An 18,691-nucleotide genomic window follows, 5' to 3' on the forward strand; every position below is an offset into this window, starting at 1 on the left:
ACGGGCCTCCTCAGAGCGCGACGGGCGTGTAGACGGAGTTCTTCTCGGCGCTTTCCTCGACCGCGGCCAGCACGCGCTGCACCTGGAGTCCGTCGGCGAAGGAGGGCTCGGGACGGCGGCCCTCGGCTATGGCGTGGACGAGGTCGCGGACCTGGTGGACGAAGGTGTGCTCGTAGCCGAGTCCGTGGCCGGGCGGCCACCAGGCCTCCAGGTACGGGTGTTCGGGTTCGGTGACGAGGATGCGGCGGAAGCCGGCCTCGGGGCCCGGTTCGGTGGCGTCGTGGAACCACAGCTCGTTGAGGCGTTCCAGGTCGAAGGCGAGCGAGCCGCGCTCGCCGTTGAGTTCGATGCGCAGGGCGTTCTTGCGGCCGGTGGCGTAGCGGGTGGCCTCGAAGGAGGCGAGGGCGCCTGAGGTGAACCGGCCGGTGAACAGGGCGGCGTCGTCCACGGTGACCGTGCCGGTGCCGGCCGCCGGCATCGCCGTCAGACCGCTGCCCGCACCGCCGGGCAGCGGACGCTCCCGTACGAAGGTCTCGGTGAGGGCGGACACCCCGGCGAGCCGCTCCCCCGCGAGGTACTGGGCGAGGTCCACGATGTGCGCGCCGAGGTCGCCGAGCGAGCCGGAGCCGGCCAGTTCCCTGCGCAGCCGCCAGGTCAGCGGGAAGGCGGGGTCCACCAGCCAGTCCTGGAGGTAGCTCACCCGCACGTGGCGCAGGGTGCCGAGCCGGCCGCCCGCGACCATGCGCCGGGCGAGCGCGGTGGCCGGCACGCGGCGGTAGTTGAAGCCGACCATCGCCAGCCGGCCGCGGGCCTCGGCCTCCTCGGCCGCGGCCGTCATGGTCTCGGCCTCCGTCACGGTGTTGGCGAGTGGCTTCTCGCACAGCACGTGCTTGCCGGCGGCGAGCGCGGCCAGCGCGATCTCGGCGTGGCTGTCGCCGGGCGTGCAGATGTCGATCAGGTCGACGTCGTCCCGGGCGATGAGCGCACGCCAGTCGGTCTCCACGTCCGCCCAGCCGTGCCGGCCGGCCGCCACGCGGGCCGCGGTCTCGTCACGGCCGCAGATCACGGCCTGCACGGGACTCAGGGGCAGGTCGAAGACCCGGCCCGCGGTGCGCCAGCCCTGGGAGTGGGCGGCGCCCATGAAGGCGTAGCCCACCATGCCGACGCGCAGCGGGGGTCTCCCCTCCGGCGGCTCCCCGGCGGGGGCCGCCGGCTCCGTCGACTGCTGCGGCTGTTCCATGCGCTCGTCCTCCTCTTCGTCGTGGCGCGGTGGGGGGTGCGGGCGAGTGCCTTCCGGTCCGGCCCGGGCCGGGCCCCGCGAGCCCGGCCCGGGCCGGACGGAAGGCCTCTGGCTCACCGGAAGCCGGTGGGCATGTACTGGTCGACGTTGTCCTTGTCCACGACGGCCGAGTAGAGCGTGATCGACGCGGGGATCTCGTACTCGGCGAGGCCGCCGACGCCCTTGCCCTGGCCGAGGGCCCTGGCGAGGTCGATCGCGGAGGCGGCCATGGTGGGCGGGTAGAGGACGGTGGCCTTCAGAACGCCGTTGTCCTGCTTGATGGCCTGGAAGGCGGAGAGCGCGCCGGCCCCGCCGACCATCAGGAAGTCGTCCCGGCCGGCCTGCTCGATGGCGCGCAGCGCGCCCACGCCCTGGTCGTCGTCGTGGTTCCACAGGGCGTCGAACTTGGACTGGGCCTGCAGCAGCTGGGCCATCTTGGCCTGTCCGGACTCCACGGTGAAGTCGGCCGCCTGCCGGGCCACCTTCTTGATGTTGGGATAGTTCTTCAGGGCGTCGTCGAATCCCTGGGTGCGCTGCTTGGTCAGCTCCAGGTTGTCCAGGCCGGCCAGTTCGATCACCCGGGCGTTCGGCTTGTCCTTGAGCTTCTCGCCGATGTAGCGCCCGGCGCTCAGACCCATGCCGTAGTTGTCGCCGCCGATCCAGCAGCGGTAGGCCTGGGCGGAGTTGAAGATGCGGTCGAGGTTGACGACGGGGATGCCGGCGCGCATCGCCTTCAGGCCGACCTGGGTGAGGGCCTTGCCGTCGGCGGGCAGCACGACCAGGACGTCGACCTTCTTGTTGATGAGGGTCTCGATCTGGCCGATCTGCTGGGCGGTGTCGTTGGAGCCCTCGGTGATCTCCAGGGTGACGTCGGAGTACTTCTTCGCCCGGCTCTTGGCGTTGTCGTTGATGGCGTTGAGCCAGCCGTGGTCGGCCTGGGGGCCGGCGAAGCCGATGGTGACGTGCTTGCCGGGCCTGTCGTCGGCGGCCGGGCGGGTGTCGGCGGCCGCGCCCTGGTCCTTGGTGTCGTTGCTGGTGCAGGCCGTGAGGAAGGTGCCGGCGGAGACCGCGGCGGTCCCGAAGAGGAGTCCTCTGCGGCTGGTGAGGCCGTTCGTGGGGCGGCTGGTGTGCTCTGGCATGGCGGTGGACCCTTCCTCAGCTCGTTCTCGCGGTGCGGCGCTGGACCAGGACGGCGGCGACGATGATCGCGCCCTTGGCGATCTGCTGGACGTCGCTCTGCAGGTTGTTCAGGGCGAAGATGTTGGTGATCGTGGTGAAGATCAGGACGCCGAGCACGGAGCCGGTGATGGTGCCGCGGCCGCCGCTGAGCAGGGTGCCGCCGATGATCGCGGCGGCGATGGCGTCGAGTTCGTAGAGGTTGCCGTTGGTGTTCTGGCCTGAGCCGGAGAGCACGATCAGCAGGAAGGCGGCGATGCCGCAGCACAGTCCGGACAGCAGGTACAGGTAGAGGCGCTGCCGGCGGACGTCGATGCCGGCGAGCCGGGCGGCCTCGGCGTTGCCGCCGACGGCGACGGTGCGGCGGCCGAAGGTGGTGCGGTTCAGCAGCAGCCACCCAGCCACCGTGACCAGCGCGAAGACCAGCACGAGCGGCGGGATGCCCAGGACGTAGGAGTCGCGCTCGCCGAGCTTGAGGACGCTGTCGACGGTGACGACCTGGGTGCGGCCGTCGGTGATCTGCAGCGCGAGGCCGCGCGCCGAGGCAAGCATGGCGAGGGTGGCGATGAACGGGACCATGCCGCCGTAGGCGACCAGCAGTCCGTTGACCAGCCCGCAGCCCAGGCCCACGACCAGCGCGGTGAAGAGGATGCCGGCGAAGCCGTACTCCTGGGTGGCGACGGTGGTGGCCCACACGGAGGCGAGGGCGACGATCGCGCCGACGGAGAGGTCGATGCCGCCGGCGGTGATCACGAAGGTCATGCCGACGGTGACCACGCCGATCACCGAGGCCTGGGTGAGGACGAGTTGGAGGTTGCGGGTGTCCAGGAACTCGTCGGGTCTGGTGACGCCGCCGATGACGACGAGGGCGGCGAGCACGCCGAGCAGGGACAGGGTGCGGACGTCGGCACGGGCCGGCAGGCCGCGCCAGGCGGGCAGCCGGCCGGCCGGCGGCGGCTCGCCGGCGGCGTCCCGGGGCGGGGAGACGGGCTGTGTCATGACGCCGGGCTTCCTTCCATGACGAGGTCGAGGACTCGGTGTTCGTCGAGTTCCTGGGCGGGTGCCGTGTGCACGACCCGGCCCTCGCGGAGCACCAGGACGCGGTCGGCGAGGCCGAGGACCTCGGGCACCTCGCTGGAGACGAGGAGCACGGCGAGGCCTTCGTCGGCCAGGCGGCGGACGACCGCGTACAGTTCGGCCCGGGCGCCCACGTCGACGCCTCGGGTGGGTTCGTCCAGCAGCAGCACCCGGCAGCCGCGCAGCAGCCAGCGGGCGAGGACGGCCTTCTGCTGGTTTCCGCCGGACAGGGTGCGCACGGGCACGTCCGGGTTGTCCGGCCGCAGTGACAGCTCGCGGGTCGCGGCGCGGGCCGCGCCCCGCTCGGCGCCCCGGTCGACCCAGCCGGCCCGGGAGAAGCGGGAGAGGGTGGAGACGGACACGTTGCGGGTGACGGACTCCAGCATCAGCAGGGCCTGCGCCTTGCGTTCCTCGGGCGCGAGCCCGATCCCGGCCCGCACGGCGGCGCGCACGCTGCCGGGCCGCAGCGGCCTGCCGTCGACCAGGACCTGGCCGGCGCTGGGCCGGCGCGCCCCGTAGACCGTTTCCAGGATCTCGGAGCGCCCGGACCCCACGAGCCCGGCCAGGCCGACGATCTCCCCCGGCCGCACGTCGAGGTCGAGCGGCGCGAACTCGCCGTCCCGGGCCAGCCGGCGGATCCGCAGCACGGGCTCGCCCGCGGGCGGCGCCGGGGGGCGGGCGGGGAACACGTACTCGACGTCGCGTCCGGTCATCAGGGCGACGACGTCCTTGGTCGGCGTGGTCTTGGCGGGCAGTCCGCGGGCGACGGCACGGCCGTCCTTGAGCACGGTCACCCGGTCGCCGATGCGCCGGATCTCCTCCAGCCGGTGCGAGATGTAGACGACCGCGACGCCCTCCGCGGTGAGGGTCCCGACGATGCGGAAGAGGTTGTCGACCTCGTCGGGGTCGAGCGCGGCGGACGGCTCGTCCATCACGATCAGACGCACGTCGTGGGAGAGCGCCCGGGCCATGGAGACGATCTGCTGCTGGGCCGCGGACAGGTCCCCGACCAGGCGGCCCGGATCGATCTCGGGATGCCCGAGCCGCCTGAGCAGCGCGCCCGTGGAGGTGCGGGCGGCCTTCCCGCGTACGACGAACCCGGCGGAGGTGGGCTCGTGGCCGAGGTGGACGTTCTCGGCCACCGACATGTGCTCCACCAGGTCGAGTTCCTGGTAGATGGTGGCGATGCCGAGGCGCATGGCGGCGATCGGCGAGCGCAGGGTGACGGCCTCGCCGCGCCAGTGGATGGTGCCGCCGTCCGGCTGGTGGGCGCCGGCCAGGACCTTGATGAGGGTGGACTTCCCGGCGCCGTTCTGGCCGAGGAGGCAGTGCACTTCACCCGCCTGGACGTCGAGGTCGACGCCGTCGAGGGCGCGGACGCCGGGGAACGACTTGGTGATGCCGGACATGCTGAGCAGTGGTGCTTCTGGTGCCATCGGATTCCCCTCGGCGGACGTGCGGGCCGGTGTCAGGGCGTGCTGCGCCGCGGCCGGGCTCGGTGCCGGGCAGGCGTCGTTTCGGGCAGGGTTGAGCGCTGTGGGTGTGGGTGAAGGCGGCAGGGCGGGCGGGATCAGGGCAGGGCCGGCCGCGGCGGCTGCCGTGCGGTCACGCGGTGAGGTGTGCTCGGTGGAGCGGACGGGGTGCGGGTGGCGCTGTTACACGAGTCAGTGCGGGCGGTGAGGGCTGCTCGGACGGGTGGGCGGTCGCTCGTTACGCGGGTGAGAACAAGTGCGTCACGCGGGTGAGAACAAGTGGTCGCTGATCAGCCGGGCCGCGCCGGTCACACCGGCGGTGGGTCCCAGTTCCCCCAGGACGATGGGCAGGTTGCCGGTCGCCAGGGGCAGCGACTGGCGGTAGACCTGGGTGCGGATCGCGGCGAGCAGGGTGTGGCCGAGGCCGGTCACCCCGCCGCCGATCACCACCAGGCCGGGGTTGAAGAAGGAGACGAGGCCTGCGATGACCTGGCCGACGTGGGTGCCGCCCTCGCGGATCAGGTCGAGCGCGGTGGCGTCGCCCGCCGCGGCCGCGGCGGCCACGTCGACGGCGGAGAGGGTGCCGTTGGCCGCGAGCCGCGCCGCCAGTTCGGCGGACAGGCCCTGGCCGGCCGCCTGCACGGCGTCCCGGGCCAGCGCCGCGCCGCTGAAGTGGGCCTCCAGGCAGCCCCGGTTGCCGCAGGCGCACGGGCGGCCGTCGGGCACGGCCTGGATGTGGCCGATGTCGCCCGCGCTGCCGGTGGTGCCCCGGTGCACATTGCCGCCCACGACGATGCCGCAGCCGATGCCGGTGCCGATCTTGACGCAGAGGAAGTCCGCGACGGTGCGGGCGACTCCGGCGTGCTGCTCGCCCATGGCCATGAGGTTCACGTCGTTGTCGACCATGACCGGGCAGCCGAGTTCCTGGCTGAGCGCCTCCCGCACGGGGAAGCCGTCCCAGCCGGGCATGATCGGCGGCGCGACCGGGACGCCCTCCGGGAACCGGACCGGCCCGGGGACGCCGATGCCGGCGCCGTCGAAGCCCTCGGCGAGCCCGGTGGCCTTCAGCTTTCCGGCCATGTCCAGGACTTGCTCGAAGACGGCGACGGGGCCCTCACGGACGTCCATCGGCTGGTTGAGGTGCCCGAGGATCTCCAGCTCGGCGTTGGTGACGGCGACGTCGACCGAGGTAGCGCCGATGTCGACGCCGAGGAACCTGAGGTCCGGGTGGAGCCGGACGTTGTGGGAGCGGCGGCCGCCGCGCGAGGCGGCGAGTCCGTCGGCCACGACCAGGCCGGTCTCCATCAGCCGGTCCACCTCCACGGCCAGCTTGGACCGGGACAGGTCGACCTGGTCGCCGAGCTGGGCGCGGGAGTTGGGGCCACCGTCACGAAGCAGCTTCAGCAGGCGGGCCTGGTGCGTGTTCGCCGGTCGTGCCGTCATGCGTCTCACGTGCCCCTCCCCGCCAGTATTCGGCCGCCAGTGCCGGGCTTTCGAGAGGAAAGTAGCAGTGGCTGCCGAGCCTGGGAAGAAGGTGTGCACGGATTCCCGCGCACTTTTTCCACTCAGAGGACAAAGACCCTCGGAGCGGTTGCGGGTCTCGCGGGGCCGTCGAACCGGCGTGGAGCGCCGGGCACGGGACACTGGGGGAAAGCGGCCGGCGAGCGGAGGTGAGCGTGGTGATCGCCGTCGATCCGACGGACAGCGCCTCACTGCTCGCCGCCTTCGGGGCGCTGGGCGTGCTCGCGGTGATCTTCGCGGAGTCGGGCCTGCTCGTCGTCGGGTTCTTCCTGCCCGGCGACACGCTGCTGTTCCCCGCAGGTGTCCTCTGCGCGGCGGCCGACGGGCAGGCGCCGCGGCTGCAGTTGTGGCAGGTGATGCTGTGCGCGGCCGTCGGCTCCGTGCTGGGCGGCCAGGTGGGCTATCTGCTCGGGCGGCACGGCGGGCGGCCCCTGCTGGAACGCTCGTCGAGCCGGCGGGTGAAGGAGGGCACGGCACGGGCGGAGCAGCTCCTGTCCCGGTACGGATACGGCAAGGCGCTGGTGATCGGCCGCTTCATCCCGGTGCTGCGCACCGTGCTGCATCCGGCGGCCGGCGCGCTGGGGGTGCCGGCCCGGGCGTTCACGCTCTGGCAGACGGTGGGCGGGCTGCTCTGGTCGCAGAGCCTGGTGCTCGCCGGTTACCTCCTCGGCTCGTCGGTCTCCCACGTCGACGACTACCTGCTGCCGCTGGTCGCCGTGATCGTCGCGCTCTCGCTGCTGCCGCTGCTGGCGGAGGCCCGCCAGAGACGGCGCGAACGGCGGGACAGGGAGCGTCCGCGAGGCGGCTGAGCGCGGCCGAGCGTCCGTGGCCGGGCCCCCGCGCCTGGCCCCGCCGGAGCCCGGCCGGCCAGACCGTGACGGGGAGCGCCGGGCACGCCGGCGGCGGTCCGGTCCCCGTGCGACTGGGCCACGATCGCCGGCCGGGTCCGAGGCGCGTCCCGGGGTGCGGCGATCGTGGCCGGTGCGCTCAGCGTCCGCCGGTGACGGCGCTGCCGGGTGCGACCGCGCGGCCGGTCTGCGGGGAGATCATCCCCGCGCACAGGCCGCGGGAGGCCAGCACCTGGGCGATGCGCGGAACGGCGGCGAGGGTGTTGGCCGGCCACTCGTGCATCAGGATGACCTGGCCGTTGGTCAGCCGGGAGACCGCCTGGACGATCGCGTCGGTGCTCGCGCCGTTCCAGTCCTGCGAGTCGACGTCCCAGATGACCTGCCGCAGGCCGTACTTGGCCTCGACCGCCTGCAGCGTGCCGTTGGTCTCGCCGTAGGGCGGGCGGAACAGCCGCGGAGTGCCGCCGCCCGCGCCCGCGATCGCCTGCTGGGTGCGGGCGACCTCCGAGTCCATCTGCGCCTGGCCGAGCTGGGTCAGATGCGGGTGGCTGTAGCTGTGGTTGCCGATCCACATGCCGGCGTCGGCCTCGGCCCGCACCTGGGCCGGGTAGGCGGCGGCGTACTGGCCCTCGTTGAACATGGTGGCCCTGAGCCCGCTCTGCCGCAGGGCGGCCAGCAGGGCCGGGGTGTGGGCGTTGGACGGGCCGTCGTCGAAGGTGAGTCCGACGTACCCGGCGCAGCCGGCGGCGCGCGAGGCGGTGGCGCCCGCGGTGACGTTGGCCGCCACGGCCGTCACCGCCACGGCGAGTGTCGTGACGAGGGCCCGTAAGGGCAGGCGCGTGCTGGTTCGCATGGGGATCCGCTCCTTCTCGACTCCGTTGTCGCGATGGTCACTTCAGCTCGCACTGCACGTCACCGTGGGCCAGGTCCAGGTGCCGTTGGTCTGCAGGGTCACGCCCCAGTTGTTCCCGTTGCCGTTGGGTTTCGCGACCAGGGTCTGCGCGTCCGGATAACCGGCGCCGACGTTCCAGGTGGCGAGGACCTTCTCCGGGGACGGGATCTTCATCGTGACGGTCCAGTCGGCGGCCCCGCTCACCGACACGTTCAGGTTGTAGCGGTCGCTCCACTGCTGCCCCGCCGACAGGGTCGCCGTGCAGCCGCCGCTGCCGCCGCCACCGCCACCGCCGGTTCCGCCGCCGGAGGAGCCGGAGTCGGACACCGTGATGCTGGAGCTCCCGCTGCTCTGGTAGCCCTCGGTGGCGAGGATCTGGTAGTTGAAGGTGCCCAGGTTCATGCCGTTGCGGGCCCAGGCGTCGAAGTGGTTCCCGGCGGTGATGGTGCCGCCCGTCCGCTTCGACTGGCGGACGCTCCAGTACTGGTTGAACGTCCTGGTGCCCTCGATGGAGGGGGCGTTGACCCGGGTGGTCTCGTAGATGTCGTACGTGCCGCCGTCGCTGGTGACGGTGCCCTTGTAGGTCCCCGTGGGCCGGTAGGTGCCCCAGTTGTCGACGACGTAGTACTCCACCAGCGGGTTGGTGGTCCAGCCGTACAGGGCGAGGTAGGCGTTGCCCGACGGGTTGAAGCTGCCCGAGTAGGTCACGTTCCGGCGGGCGCCGGTGCTCCAGCCCTTCCCCGCGACGAAGTTGCCGCTGTTGCTCCACGAGGTGCCGTAGGACCCGCCCGAGCCCAGGTTCATGGAGACCGAACCGCCGCCGTCGGTCCAGAACGAGTAGTAGTAGCCGTTGTTGGTGCCGGTCTGGCTGGACGTGATCACGGTGTCCGCGCGCGCCGTGCCGGGCAGGAGCAGCGCCGCCATGGCGACCAGCACCATGGCGCAGGCGCTCCGGACGAGCGGCACGAGGCGATCGCCTCCGCGGCTTTTCACATAGGACGTGTGCATGTCAATGCAGCCTCCTCGGGTCTCCCGCCGACGTCGAAGAGTGTTGGATCGACCGCAGGTCGTGTCAACAGTTTCGGTAGATGTTTCGAAACATTCGCCCACATCACCTTGTCGGGCAAGTGACGTATGCGCACCTCACGAGCCATATCCGGGACTTCGCGCCAGCGTCCCCATCGCCCCACAACGCGGCATGATCGATTCTCCGTCACCGCATTGCGAAAGTTTCGAAGACGTCGGGAGTCAGTCCGTCACCTGCCCGGCCCAATGTGGCTCCGCCGGAGGGGCGAGGTGCGGTGAGGGGTGTTTCCGTGGTGGAAGAGATGGGCCGGTGCACCCATGACAAGGAGGCGGTATGCCGGAGCCGGGCGGCGTTTGTGGCGAGGCGGGTGTCGCCCTGCTGGGCGGCGGCGCGCCGGACGGCGGGTCAGGCGACGCGTTCGCACGGGTGAGCGGGGTCGCCGACGCCGTCCTGTACGAGGGCTACCTGCTCTACCCGTACCGCCGCTCCTCGGCCAAGAACCGGGTCCGGTGGCAGTTCGGGGTGCTGCTGCCCCGTGACTGGGTGGAGGCGGACGGCCCCGTCGTGCCGGGCATCGCGGGCTCGGCCGACTCCTGGTACCAGCGCACCGAGTGCCTGGTGCGGGCACCGCGCCCCGACGCGCTGGTACGGGTGCACGTGCGGTACCTGCAGATGCAGCACAAGCAGGTGCTGGCGGCCGGCGCGGACGGCCGGCACCGCCCGGTCGAGTCGCTGCGCACGGACGACGGCCGGGACCATCTCACCTTCGACGAGGCGGTGCCGCAGGACGTCGGTCTCGCCTGGCCGCTGGCGGACCTGCTGCGCGGCGGGTGCGGCGCCGCGACGGGGGCTCCGGCGGCCGAGGAGACCGAGGCGCTGCCCGGCGGCGCCGGGCGGGTGGTGCGACGGCGCGAGGAGATCCTCGCTCGCACCGCGGTGGAGGCCGAGCGGCTCACCGAGGACGTGTACCGGCTGCGCGTGCGCACCGAGAACAGCGGGCGGGCACCGGACCCGCGGGCCGCGCGCGGCGATGCGCTGCGGCACGCGCTGCTCGCCGCCCACACACTGATCGGCGGCGAGGGCGTGGAGTTCGTGTCGCTCGTCGATCCGCCGGCCGGACTGGTGGAGCATGCGCGCGGCTGCGTCAACGCCTTCACCTACCCCGTCCTGGGCGGCGCGCCCGAGGACACGGGGTCCACCGGGCCGGTGATGCTGTCCTGCCCGATCATCCTGCCCGACCGTCCGCAGGTGGCGCCGGAGAGTCCCGGCGACCTGCACGACGCGGCGGAGATCGACGAGATCCTCTCGCTGCGCACGATGCTGCTGACCGACGAGGAGAAGGCCGAGGCCCGGGCCACCGACCCGCGGGCGGCGCGGATCCTGGACCGGGTCGACAACATGCCCCCGGAGGTCTTCGCCCGGCTGCACGGCGCCATCCGCTCGCTCACCCCGGCGCGGCCCGCCCCGCCCGGCGCGCCCGCCCGGCCGGCCTGGTGGCGGGAGGGCGCCGACGACGGACCGTCCCCGGCCACCGACACCGTCGTGGTCGACGGTGCCGACGTCGGCGGCGGCAGCCGGGTGCGGCTGCGGCCGCGCGCTCGTGGCGCCGACGCCCAGGACATGTTCCTGGCCGGCCGGACCGCGCGGGTGGCGGCCGTCTTCCACGACGTGGACGGCAGCATCCATCTCGCGGTTTCCGTGGACGACGATCCTGCGGCCGAACTGCACGGCTGGTACGGCCGTTTCCACTACTTCCGGCCCGACGAGGTCGAACCACTCGCCTCCGACGAGCCGGTCGCCCCACCCGGCCGCGGCCCCCGCGGCCCCGACGCCCGGCCGGCAGGCCGGAGGAGGGACGGCTCGATGGACGGCGCGACGGACGCCTCCGAGACGCCGGCGCAAGGAGCCGGCCGACTCCCCGACCGACTGCAGCAAAGGCCGACGACATGAGCACCCAGAGCGGTACCACCGAAGTCAGCCGCGAGCCCAGCCGGGCCGGGGCGCGCGAGGGCATCGACGAGATCCACATCCTCTGGATCTCGGAGGGCATGAGCTGCGACGGCGACACCGTCTCCCTGACGGCCGCCGACCAGCCCTCGATCGAGGACGTCGTCCTCGGTCTCATCCCGGGCCTGCCCAAGGTCAACCTGGTCAACAAGGTGCTCTCGCCCAGCCTGGGCGGCGAGGACTTCCTGGCCCCCTACCGGGCGGCGGCCCGCGGCGAACTGGCCCCGTTCATCCTGGTGATCGAGGGCTCGATCCCCAACCAGAACATCATCGACGGCGACGGTTACTGGACGTCGTTCGGCAACGACCCGGACACCGGCGAGCCGCAGACCCTGAACTGGTGGATCGACCAACTGGCGCCGAAGGCCTGGGCGGTGGTGGCCGCCGGCACCTGCGCGACGTACGGCGGCATCCACGCCATGGCGGGCAACCCGACCGGCTGCATGGGCCTCGCGGACTACCTGGGCTGGGACTTCAAGTCGCAGGCCGGTCTGCCGGTGGTCAACGTGCCCGGCTGTCCCATCCAGCCGGAGAACTTCATGGAGACCCTGATCTGGGTGCTCCAGCACGCGGCCGGTTCCGCTCCCCCGCCCCCGCTGGACCACATGCTGCGTCCGCAGTGGCTGTTCGGCAAGACCGTGCACGAGGGCTGCGACCGGGGCTCGTACTACGAGCAGGCCGACTTCGGGCTCGACTACAACTCCCCCAAGTGCCTGGTGAAGACGGGATGCTGGGGGCCGGTGGTCAACTGCAACGTGCCCAAGCGCGGCTGGATGGCGGGGATCGGCGGCTGCCCCAACGTCGGCGGGATCTGCATCGGGTGCACGATGCCCGGCTTCCCCGACGCCTTCATGCCGTTCATGGACGAGCCGCCCGGCGGCACTCTGTCGTCCATGGTCATCAAGCCCTACGGGGCGGTCATGCGCCGGTTGCGCGGCCTGACCAACGACATGGTGAACCACGAGCCCAGGTGGCGCCACAACAAGCGCAAGCTGACCAGCGGCTACGACCCGCGCTACCGCCCGTGACCGCGCCCGCCGCCGCGCCCGCCGCCGCATCCCCCGACCGAACCGCAGATCCCGAACAGCGAGGGGCAGTACCGCAGATGACCACCACCGAGTCCCGGCCGCAACAGCGCAAACCCGCACAGATCGTGGACATGTCCTGGGATCCGATCACCCGGATCATCGGCAACCTGGGCATCTACACGAAGATCGACTTCGCGAACCAGGAAGTCGTGGAATGCCACAGCACCTCGTCGCTGTTCCGCGGCTACTCGGTGTTCATGAAGGGCAAGGATCCCCGCGACGCGGGCTTCATCACCTCGCGCATCTGCGGCATCTGCGGCGACAACCACACCACGTGCTCCAACTACGCCCAGCAGATGGCGTACGGCGTCAAGCCGCCGAAGCTGGCCGAGCACATCACCAACCTCGGCGAAGCGGCCGAGTACATGTTCGACCACACGATCTTCCAGGACAACCTGGTGTTCGTGGACTTCTGCGAGGCGATGGTCAAGGCCACCAACCCCGGTGTGCTGGCCCGCGCCGAGCGGACCGACGCCCCTCGCGGGGACATCCACGGCTACCGGACCATCGCCGACATCATGAAGGCCTTCAACCCCTTCGAGGGCGAGGTCTACAAGGAGGCGCTGAAGGTCAGCCGGGTCACCCGGGAGATGTTCTGCCTGATGGAGGGGCGGCACGTGCACCCCTCCACGCTGTACCCGGGCGGCGTCGGCACGATGCCGCAGCCGAACACCTTCACCGACTACCTCAGCCGGCTCATGCACGTCATCGACTTCGTGAAGAAGGCGGTGGCGATGAACGACGACGTCTTCGACTTCTTCTACGAGGCGCTGCCCGGCTACGAGGAGGTCGGCAGGCGCCGCATCCTGCTGGGCTGCTGGGGCGCCTGGCAGAACCCGGACGTCGTCGACTACCGGTACGAGAACATGGACCGCTGGGGCAAGGCGATGTACGTCACCCCCGGCATCGTGGTGGACGGCAGGCTCGTCACCAACAACCTGGTCGACATCAACCTCGGCCTGCGCATCATGCTGGGCAGCTCGTTCTACGAGGACTGGGTCAACGAGCAGCCGTTCGTCACCCACGACCCGCTCGGCAACCCGGTCGACATGCGCCACCCGTGGAACCAGACGACCGTCCCCGTGCCGCAGAAGCGCGACTTCGACGGCAACTACAGCTGGGTGATGAGCCCGCGCTGGCACCACCGCGACAGCGGCGAGCACCTCGCCCTGGACACCGGCGGCGGCCCACTGGCGCGGCTGTGGTCGACGGCGCTGAGCGGCCTGGTCGACACGCCCTACGTGAAGGCCACCGGCAGCAGCGTGCGGATCTCGCTGCCCAAGGGCGAGTCGCTGCCGGAGACCACGCTGGAGTGGCACATCCCGAAGTGGAGCAACACCATCGAACGGGACCGCGCCCGGCCGTACTTCGTCGCCTACGCCGCCGCCATGGCCCTGCAGTTCCTGGAGGAGGCCATGGGCATGCTGCGCAACGGCGACACCAAGGTCTTCGAGAACTTCGAGGTGCCGGACGACGCGATCGGCTGCGGCTTCCACGAGGCGGTGCGCGGCGTCCTCTCGCACCACCTGGTGATCCGCGACAAGAAGATCGCCAACTACCACCCGTACCCGCCCACCCCGTGGAACGCCAGCCCCCGCGACATCTACGGCACCCCCGGGCCGTACGAGGACGCCGTGCAGGGCCAGCCGATCTTCGAGGAGAACGGGCCGGACGACTTCAAGGGCGTCGACATCATGCGCACCGTGCGCAGCTTCGACCCCTGTCTGCCGTGCGGCGTCCACATGTACATGGGCAAGGGCAAGACCCTGACCACCGTGCACTCGCCGACGTACGGGGCGAGCCATGGCTGACGCCGCCGTCCGGCTGACGGACCCGGCGGTGGAGGCGCGGCTGGCCCGGCTCGACGAGGTGCTGGCCGGGCTGGAGTCCGCGCCGGGCCCGGCCGCCCGCGAGGCGCTGGAGCCGGTGCTGCTGCTGTCCGAGGTCTACGGGGAGGCGCTGGCCCGGATCGTGGACCTGGCGGACGAGCGGCTGGGCGAACGGCTCGCCGCTGACGAGCTGCTCGGACACCTGCTGGTGCTGCACTCGCTGCACCCCGAGCCGGCCGAGCGCCGGGCCGAGCGCGCGGTCGAGAAGCTGCGCCCGGCGGTGCGCGAGCGCGGCGGTGACCTCGAATGGGCCGGCGTCGAGGGCGGGGTGGCCCGAGTGCGGCTGAGCGGCACAGGATGCGGCTCCGGGTGCGGCGGCGGTTCAGCCGACGTCACCGAGGCGGTGCGGGCGGCGGTGCTGGCCGCCGCCCCGGAACTGACGGCTGTGGAACCGGTCGCCGAGGAGCGGCGGGCCGCGCCCGCGTTCGTGCCGCTGGGCTCCATCGGACGCCGGGTCACGGCACAGGAGGTGCGGTGACCGCACAGGGAGCGCTGGCCCGCCTCATCCGTTCTGCCCCGGTCCGCGCGGCGGCCGCCGAGGCCGAGGCGTGCGAGCTGTGCGCCGCGCCGGTGGCCGAGGCCCACCCGCACCTGTACGACACCGCGGACGCGGACGTGCGGTGCGTGTGCGGCCCCTGCTCGGTGCTGTTCGCCGGGGACGCGGCGGGCGAGAGCCGCTACCGGCTGGTGCCGCGGCGCAGGCTGCGGCTGCCGCCGGTCGACACGGCGGTGCTGGGCGTGCCGGTGGGCCTGGTGTTCTTCGTGCCGCGCTCCGACGGCACGGTCACCGCGCAGGGACCGAGCCCGGCCGGGGCCATGCGCTGGGAGGTGGACGCGGCCGCCTGGCAACGGCTGGCCGCCGCCTGCCCCCCGCTCGCCGGGATGACCTGCGATGTCGAGGCGCTGCTGGTCAACACGGCGCGCGGTTCCGAGCAACACTGGATCGTGCCGGTCGACGACTGCTTCCGGATGGTCGCCCTGGTCCGCCGCGAGTGGCGGGGCCTGTCCGGTGGCGGCCGGGTATGGCCGGCCGTGGAACGGTTCTTCGCGGAGCTCACCGAGCGGCGCTGAGGACCTGGAAGGAGTGAACGATGGGCAGCATCCGAGTGGGCCGCCCCCAGGCGAAGCCCGACACACCCAGCCATGTGCCCGGCCTGCATCAGGGCAACATCGGCCCGCGCGACCGGCAGACCGGATTCCACGAGGACGGCACCTCCGACGCCCGCCGCTCGACCGGGATCCACTGGAAACGGCATGACGCCCTGATCGACGCCATGCCGAACATCTCACCCGGATGAGAGGGCGGAAAGTGACCAAGCGCTGTGGAACCGAGAGGACGACGAGATCGGTGACGACCGGACGGCAGGTGCTGATCGCCCAGGCGGCCCTGCTGGGCGGCGTGGTGGCGATCCTGTTCCTGAAGGAGCTGCCCGGCCTGCTGCGTGAGCTGCGGATCTACCGGATGAGCGGTGGTCTTCGCGCGCACCGCCGCTACCCCTGAGTCCGCCGCGTGCACGAGCTGTCGATCGCGACCGCGATCGTGGAGCAGGCGGAGGAGATCGCCCGGGCGGACGGCGCCGACGGCGTGTCGGCGGTGACCGTCCGGGTCGGGGAGCTGGCGGGTGTGGTGCCGGACGCCCTGCGGTTCGCCTTCGAGGTGGCCCGGGACGGCACGGCGCTGGCCGGCGCCCGGCTCGTCGTCGAGCAGGTGACGGCACAGGCGTGGTGCGGCGGGTGCGCCGAGGAGTTCGCGGTGGGCATGCCGCCGTTCTTCTGGTGCCCGCGCTGCGACCGGCCCTCGCAGGAGCTGCGCAGCGGACGGGAGCTGGAGATCACGGAGGTGGAAGCGGTGCCGGCCCCGCGCTGAGCGCGGGGCCGTTCCCGTCTCGGCGGCCGCCTCAGCAGATGCGCGGGAGCTGCTCCCCCAGCGGCAGGTCGAGCACCCGGGTGCCGCCGAGCCCGGTGGCGACGACGACCATGCCCGGGTGCTCCTCGACGCAAGCGCCGACGACCGCCGCCCCGGCGCCCTGCGGGTGGGCCCGCATCGCCGCCAGCACGGCCTCGGCCCGGTCCTGGGGCACGAAGGCGACGAGCCGCCCCTCGTTCGCGACGTACAGCGGGTCGAGGCCGAGGAACCCGCAGGCGTTCGCGACCTCGTCGGGGACGGGCACGGCGCGCTCGCGCAGCCGAACGCCGGTGCCGGAGGCCCGGGCGATCTCGTTGAGCGAGGCGCCGAGGCCGCCGCGGGTGGGGTCGCGCAGGACGTGGATGTCCTTGGTGACCGCCAGCATGGCCGCCACCAGGCCGGCCAGCGGCGCGGTGTCGGAGGCGATCTCCACGCCGAACTCCAGGCCCTCGCGCACGCTCATGATCGCCACGCCGTGCAGTCCGATCGGGCCGCTGACGATGACGGCGTCGCCGGGCCGGGCGCGCTGCGGGCGGATGTCGACCCCGTCGGGGACGAGGCCCACACCGGCGGTGGTGACGTAGACGCCGTCACCGTGTCCGGACTCCACCACCTTGGTGTCGCCGGTGGCGACGGTGACCCCGGCCGCCTCGGCCGCCGCGCCGATGGCGCGGGCGATCCGCCCGACGACGGCCAGTTCCACGCCCTCCTCCAGGACGAAGGCCGTGGAGAGGTACGCCGGCCGGGCGCCGCTCATCGCCAGGTCGTTGACGGTGCCGTTGACGGCGAGGTCGCCGAGGCAGCCGCCGGGGAAGAACAGCGGCCGTACGACGTAGGAGTCGGTGGAGAAGGCGAGCCGGGCGCCGCCGAGGTCGAACACGGCCGAGTCGGCCATCGCGGCGAGCGTGGGGTTGCCGTAGGCCCGGGCGAAGACCTGGTCGATCAGCTCGGCGGAGAGCGCGCCGCCCCCGCCGTGTCCCATGACCACGACCGGCTGGTCGCGCAGCGGGGCGGGGCAGGTCCAGTTCGCGGGGTCCACGGGCGCTTCGGCGCCGGGGGACGCTTCGGTGGCGAGGTCAGCCAACGGGGTTCATCTCCTCCTGCGGAGCGCGGGACCCGCGGGGCGCCGGGGCGCCGCTCATCCGGCGGTACAGGTAGTAGGCCGCGCAGGCGCCCTCGCTGGAGACCATGGTGGCGCCGAGCGGGGTGCGCGGGGTGCAGGCCTTGCCGAACGCCTCGCACTCGGTCGGCTTGATCAGGCCCTGCAGGACCTCGCCGGCGCGGCACACGGCGGGTTCCTCGGTACGGATGCCCGTGACGTCGAAGCGGTGCTCGGCGTCGTACTCGCGGAAGGCGTCGCCGAGCCGCCAGCCGCTGCCCGGGATGCGGCCGATGCCGCGCCAGTTGCGGTCGGCGACCTCGAACACCTCCTCGATCATCCGCTGGGCCGCCGGGTTGCCCTGGTCGCGCACGGCCCGCTCGTAGGCGTTGTCGACGCCGTGCTCGCCGCGTTCGAGCTGCTGGACGGCGCGGCGGATGCCCTCGAGGATGTCGAGCGGCTCGAAGCCGGTGACGACGATCGGCACCCGGTGCTTCGCGGCCAGTGCCGGATACTCGGCGGTGCCCATGACGCTGCACACGTGCCCGGCGGCGAGGAAGCCCTGCACCCGGCACTCGGGGGCGGTCATGATGGCCTCGATGGCCGGGGGGACCCGGACGTGGGAGACCAGCAGGCTGAAGTTGTCCAGGCCCAGCCGGCGGGCCTGGTGGACGGCCATGGCGTTGGCCGGGGCGGTGGTCTCGAAGCCGATGGCGAAGAACACGACCTGCCGGTCGGGGTTCTTGCGGGCGAGTTCCAGTGCGTCGAGCGGCGAGTACACCACCCGTACGTCACCGCCCTCGCTCTTGACCCGGAACAGGTCGCGGTCGGTGCCGGGCACCCGCAGCATGTCGCCGAAGGAGCAGAAGACGACCTCGGGGCGGGCGGCGATCGCCAGTGCCTTGTCGATGACGTCGAGCGGTGTGACGCAGACCGGGCAGCCGGGCCCGTGGATCAGCTCCACCTGCTCCGGCAGAAGCTGGTCGATGCCGTGCCGGATGATGGAGTGCGTCTGGCCGCCGCACACCTCCATCAGCGCCCAGGGGCGGGTGGCCGTGGCGCGGATCTCGTCGAGCAGCCGGCGCGCCAGGGCCGGGTCGTTGAACTCGTCGATGTACTTCACTTGACCTCGCTCCCGCTCTCCTGCCGGGCCGCCTGCTCCCAGGCGTCTCCGAACTCCTCCTCGAGCAGCCCCAGTTGCTCGAACAGCTCCAGGGAGGCCCGGGCCGACTCCTCGTCCAGGCGCTGCAGGGCGAAGCCGACGTGGACGATGACGTACTCACCCACCCGCACGTCGGGCAGGTACTCGAGGCACGCCTGTTTCTGCACTCCGCCGAAGTCGATCAGCCCGGTGAGCGGATCGGCGCGGTGGTCGATGGACACGACCTTGCCGGGCACTGCCAGACACAT

18 protein-coding genes and 1 pseudogene are annotated in these 18,691 nt (G+C 72.3%); 9 read left to right on the plus strand and 10 right to left on the minus strand.

Going from position 1 to position 18,691, the window contains the following annotated elements; translation table 11 throughout:
- Positions 1-10: 10 nt before the first annotated feature.
- The 5 genes from ACFQ9Z_RS00710 to ACFQ9Z_RS00730 form a co-directional block, all read right to left on the minus strand.
- On the minus strand, positions 11-1,240 hold the full coding sequence (locus tag ACFQ9Z_RS00710; RefSeq protein ID WP_383009153.1) for a Gfo/Idh/MocA family protein: 1,230 nt from the start codon (positions 1,238-1,240) through the stop codon (positions 11-13).
- 113 nt (positions 1,241-1,353) lie between these two features.
- Positions 1,354-2,418: a substrate-binding domain-containing protein gene (locus ACFQ9Z_RS00715; RefSeq protein WP_383009155.1), complete on the minus strand. Its 1,065-nt coding sequence runs from the start codon at positions 2,416-2,418 to the stop codon at positions 1,354-1,356.
- Between the two features lie 16 nt (positions 2,419-2,434).
- Positions 2,435-3,454, minus strand: coding sequence for an ABC transporter permease (locus ACFQ9Z_RS00720; RefSeq protein WP_383009157.1), 1,020 nt, complete (start codon positions 3,452-3,454; stop codon positions 2,435-2,437).
- The gene (locus tag ACFQ9Z_RS00725; RefSeq protein ID WP_383009159.1) at positions 3,451-4,968 is read right to left on the minus strand and encodes a sugar ABC transporter ATP-binding protein; all 1,518 of its coding nucleotides are present in this window, start codon (positions 4,966-4,968) and stop codon (positions 3,451-3,453) included. The genes ACFQ9Z_RS00720 and ACFQ9Z_RS00725 overlap by 4 nt, the downstream gene beginning before the upstream one ends.
- Before the next feature lie 297 nt (positions 4,969-5,265).
- Positions 5,266-6,447, minus strand: coding sequence for an ROK family transcriptional regulator (locus tag ACFQ9Z_RS00730; protein WP_143634235.1), 1,182 nt, complete (start codon positions 6,445-6,447; stop codon positions 5,266-5,268).
- A gap of 236 nt (positions 6,448-6,683) precedes the next feature.
- On the opposite strand from ACFQ9Z_RS00730, the gene ACFQ9Z_RS00735 reads away from it, so the two are divergent.
- Complete coding sequence (locus ACFQ9Z_RS00735; protein WP_383010269.1) at positions 6,684-7,334, plus strand: DedA family protein; 651 nt, start codon at positions 6,684-6,686, stop codon at positions 7,332-7,334.
- 184 nt (positions 7,335-7,518) lie between these two features.
- On the opposite strand, the pseudogene ACFQ9Z_RS00740 reads toward ACFQ9Z_RS00735, so the two are convergent.
- Positions 7,519-8,226, minus strand: a pseudogene (locus ACFQ9Z_RS00740) (polysaccharide deacetylase family protein); the annotation flags it as partial.
- A gap of 42 nt (positions 8,227-8,268) precedes the next feature.
- Positions 8,269-9,204, minus strand: a complete 936-nt coding sequence (locus ACFQ9Z_RS00745; protein ID WP_383010271.1) for a glycoside hydrolase family 11 protein — start codon at positions 9,202-9,204, stop codon at positions 8,269-8,271.
- Between the two features lie 421 nt (positions 9,205-9,625).
- Between ACFQ9Z_RS00745 and ACFQ9Z_RS00750 the strand changes: the two genes are divergently transcribed.
- The 8 genes from ACFQ9Z_RS00750 (at position 9,626) to hypA (ending at position 16,143) form a co-directional block, all read left to right on the plus strand.
- Positions 9,626-11,242 carry a hypothetical protein gene (locus ACFQ9Z_RS00750; RefSeq protein WP_383009162.1) on the plus strand — a complete coding sequence of 539 codons (1,617 nt, stop codon included), beginning with the start codon at positions 9,626-9,628 and terminating at the stop codon, positions 11,240-11,242.
- Complete coding sequence (locus tag ACFQ9Z_RS00755) at positions 11,239-12,327, plus strand: hydrogenase expression protein HypE (RefSeq protein WP_383009164.1); 1,089 nt, start codon at positions 11,239-11,241, stop codon at positions 12,325-12,327. The genes ACFQ9Z_RS00750 and ACFQ9Z_RS00755 overlap by 4 nt, the downstream gene beginning before the upstream one ends.
- A gap of 77 nt (positions 12,328-12,404) precedes the next feature.
- The gene (locus ACFQ9Z_RS00760; protein ID WP_383009166.1) at positions 12,405-14,198 is read left to right on the plus strand and encodes a nickel-dependent hydrogenase large subunit; all 1,794 of its coding nucleotides are present in this window, start codon (positions 12,405-12,407) and stop codon (positions 14,196-14,198) included.
- Positions 14,191-14,754, plus strand: coding sequence for a NifU family protein (locus ACFQ9Z_RS00765; protein WP_383009168.1), 564 nt, complete (start codon positions 14,191-14,193; stop codon positions 14,752-14,754). The genes ACFQ9Z_RS00760 and ACFQ9Z_RS00765 overlap by 8 nt, the downstream gene beginning before the upstream one ends.
- Entirely contained in the window at positions 14,751-15,347 is a 597-nt protein-coding gene (locus ACFQ9Z_RS00770) for a DUF5947 family protein (protein WP_383009170.1), read from the plus strand. The genes ACFQ9Z_RS00765 and ACFQ9Z_RS00770 overlap by 4 nt, the downstream gene beginning before the upstream one ends.
- 20 nt (positions 15,348-15,367) lie before the next feature.
- Positions 15,368-15,574, plus strand: a complete 207-nt coding sequence (locus tag ACFQ9Z_RS00775) for a hypothetical protein (protein WP_143634219.1) — start codon at positions 15,368-15,370, stop codon at positions 15,572-15,574.
- 50 nt (positions 15,575-15,624) lie between these two features.
- On the plus strand, positions 15,625-15,777 hold the full coding sequence (locus ACFQ9Z_RS00780) for a hypothetical protein (RefSeq protein WP_383009173.1): 153 nt from the start codon (positions 15,625-15,627) through the stop codon (positions 15,775-15,777).
- Positions 15,778-15,786: 9 nt separating this feature from the next.
- Complete coding sequence (gene hypA, locus ACFQ9Z_RS00785; RefSeq protein ID WP_383009175.1) at positions 15,787-16,143, plus strand: hydrogenase maturation nickel metallochaperone HypA; 357 nt, start codon at positions 15,787-15,789, stop codon at positions 16,141-16,143.
- Between the two features lie 31 nt (positions 16,144-16,174).
- Here hypA and hypE read toward each other — a convergent pair whose 3' ends face one another.
- From hypE to ACFQ9Z_RS00800, 3 genes are read right to left on the minus strand one after another with little or no spacing between them, the layout of a single operon-like run.
- The gene (gene hypE, locus ACFQ9Z_RS00790) at positions 16,175-17,266 is read right to left on the minus strand and encodes a hydrogenase expression/formation protein HypE (protein WP_383009177.1); all 1,092 of its coding nucleotides are present in this window, start codon (positions 17,264-17,266) and stop codon (positions 16,175-16,177) included.
- On the minus strand, positions 17,259-18,404 hold the full coding sequence (hypD, locus tag ACFQ9Z_RS00795; protein ID WP_383009179.1) for a hydrogenase formation protein HypD: 1,146 nt from the start codon (positions 18,402-18,404) through the stop codon (positions 17,259-17,261). The genes hypE and hypD overlap by 8 nt, the downstream gene beginning before the upstream one ends.
- On the minus strand, positions 18,401-18,691 hold the full coding sequence (locus tag ACFQ9Z_RS00800; RefSeq protein ID WP_383009181.1) for a HypC/HybG/HupF family hydrogenase formation chaperone: 291 nt from the start codon (positions 18,689-18,691) through the stop codon (positions 18,401-18,403). The genes hypD and ACFQ9Z_RS00800 overlap by 4 nt, the downstream gene beginning before the upstream one ends.

It is taken from the genome of Streptomyces sp. NPDC056580 (assembly GCF_042793175.1).
Classification (GTDB): Bacteria; Actinomycetota; Actinomycetes; order Streptomycetales; family Streptomycetaceae; genus Streptomyces.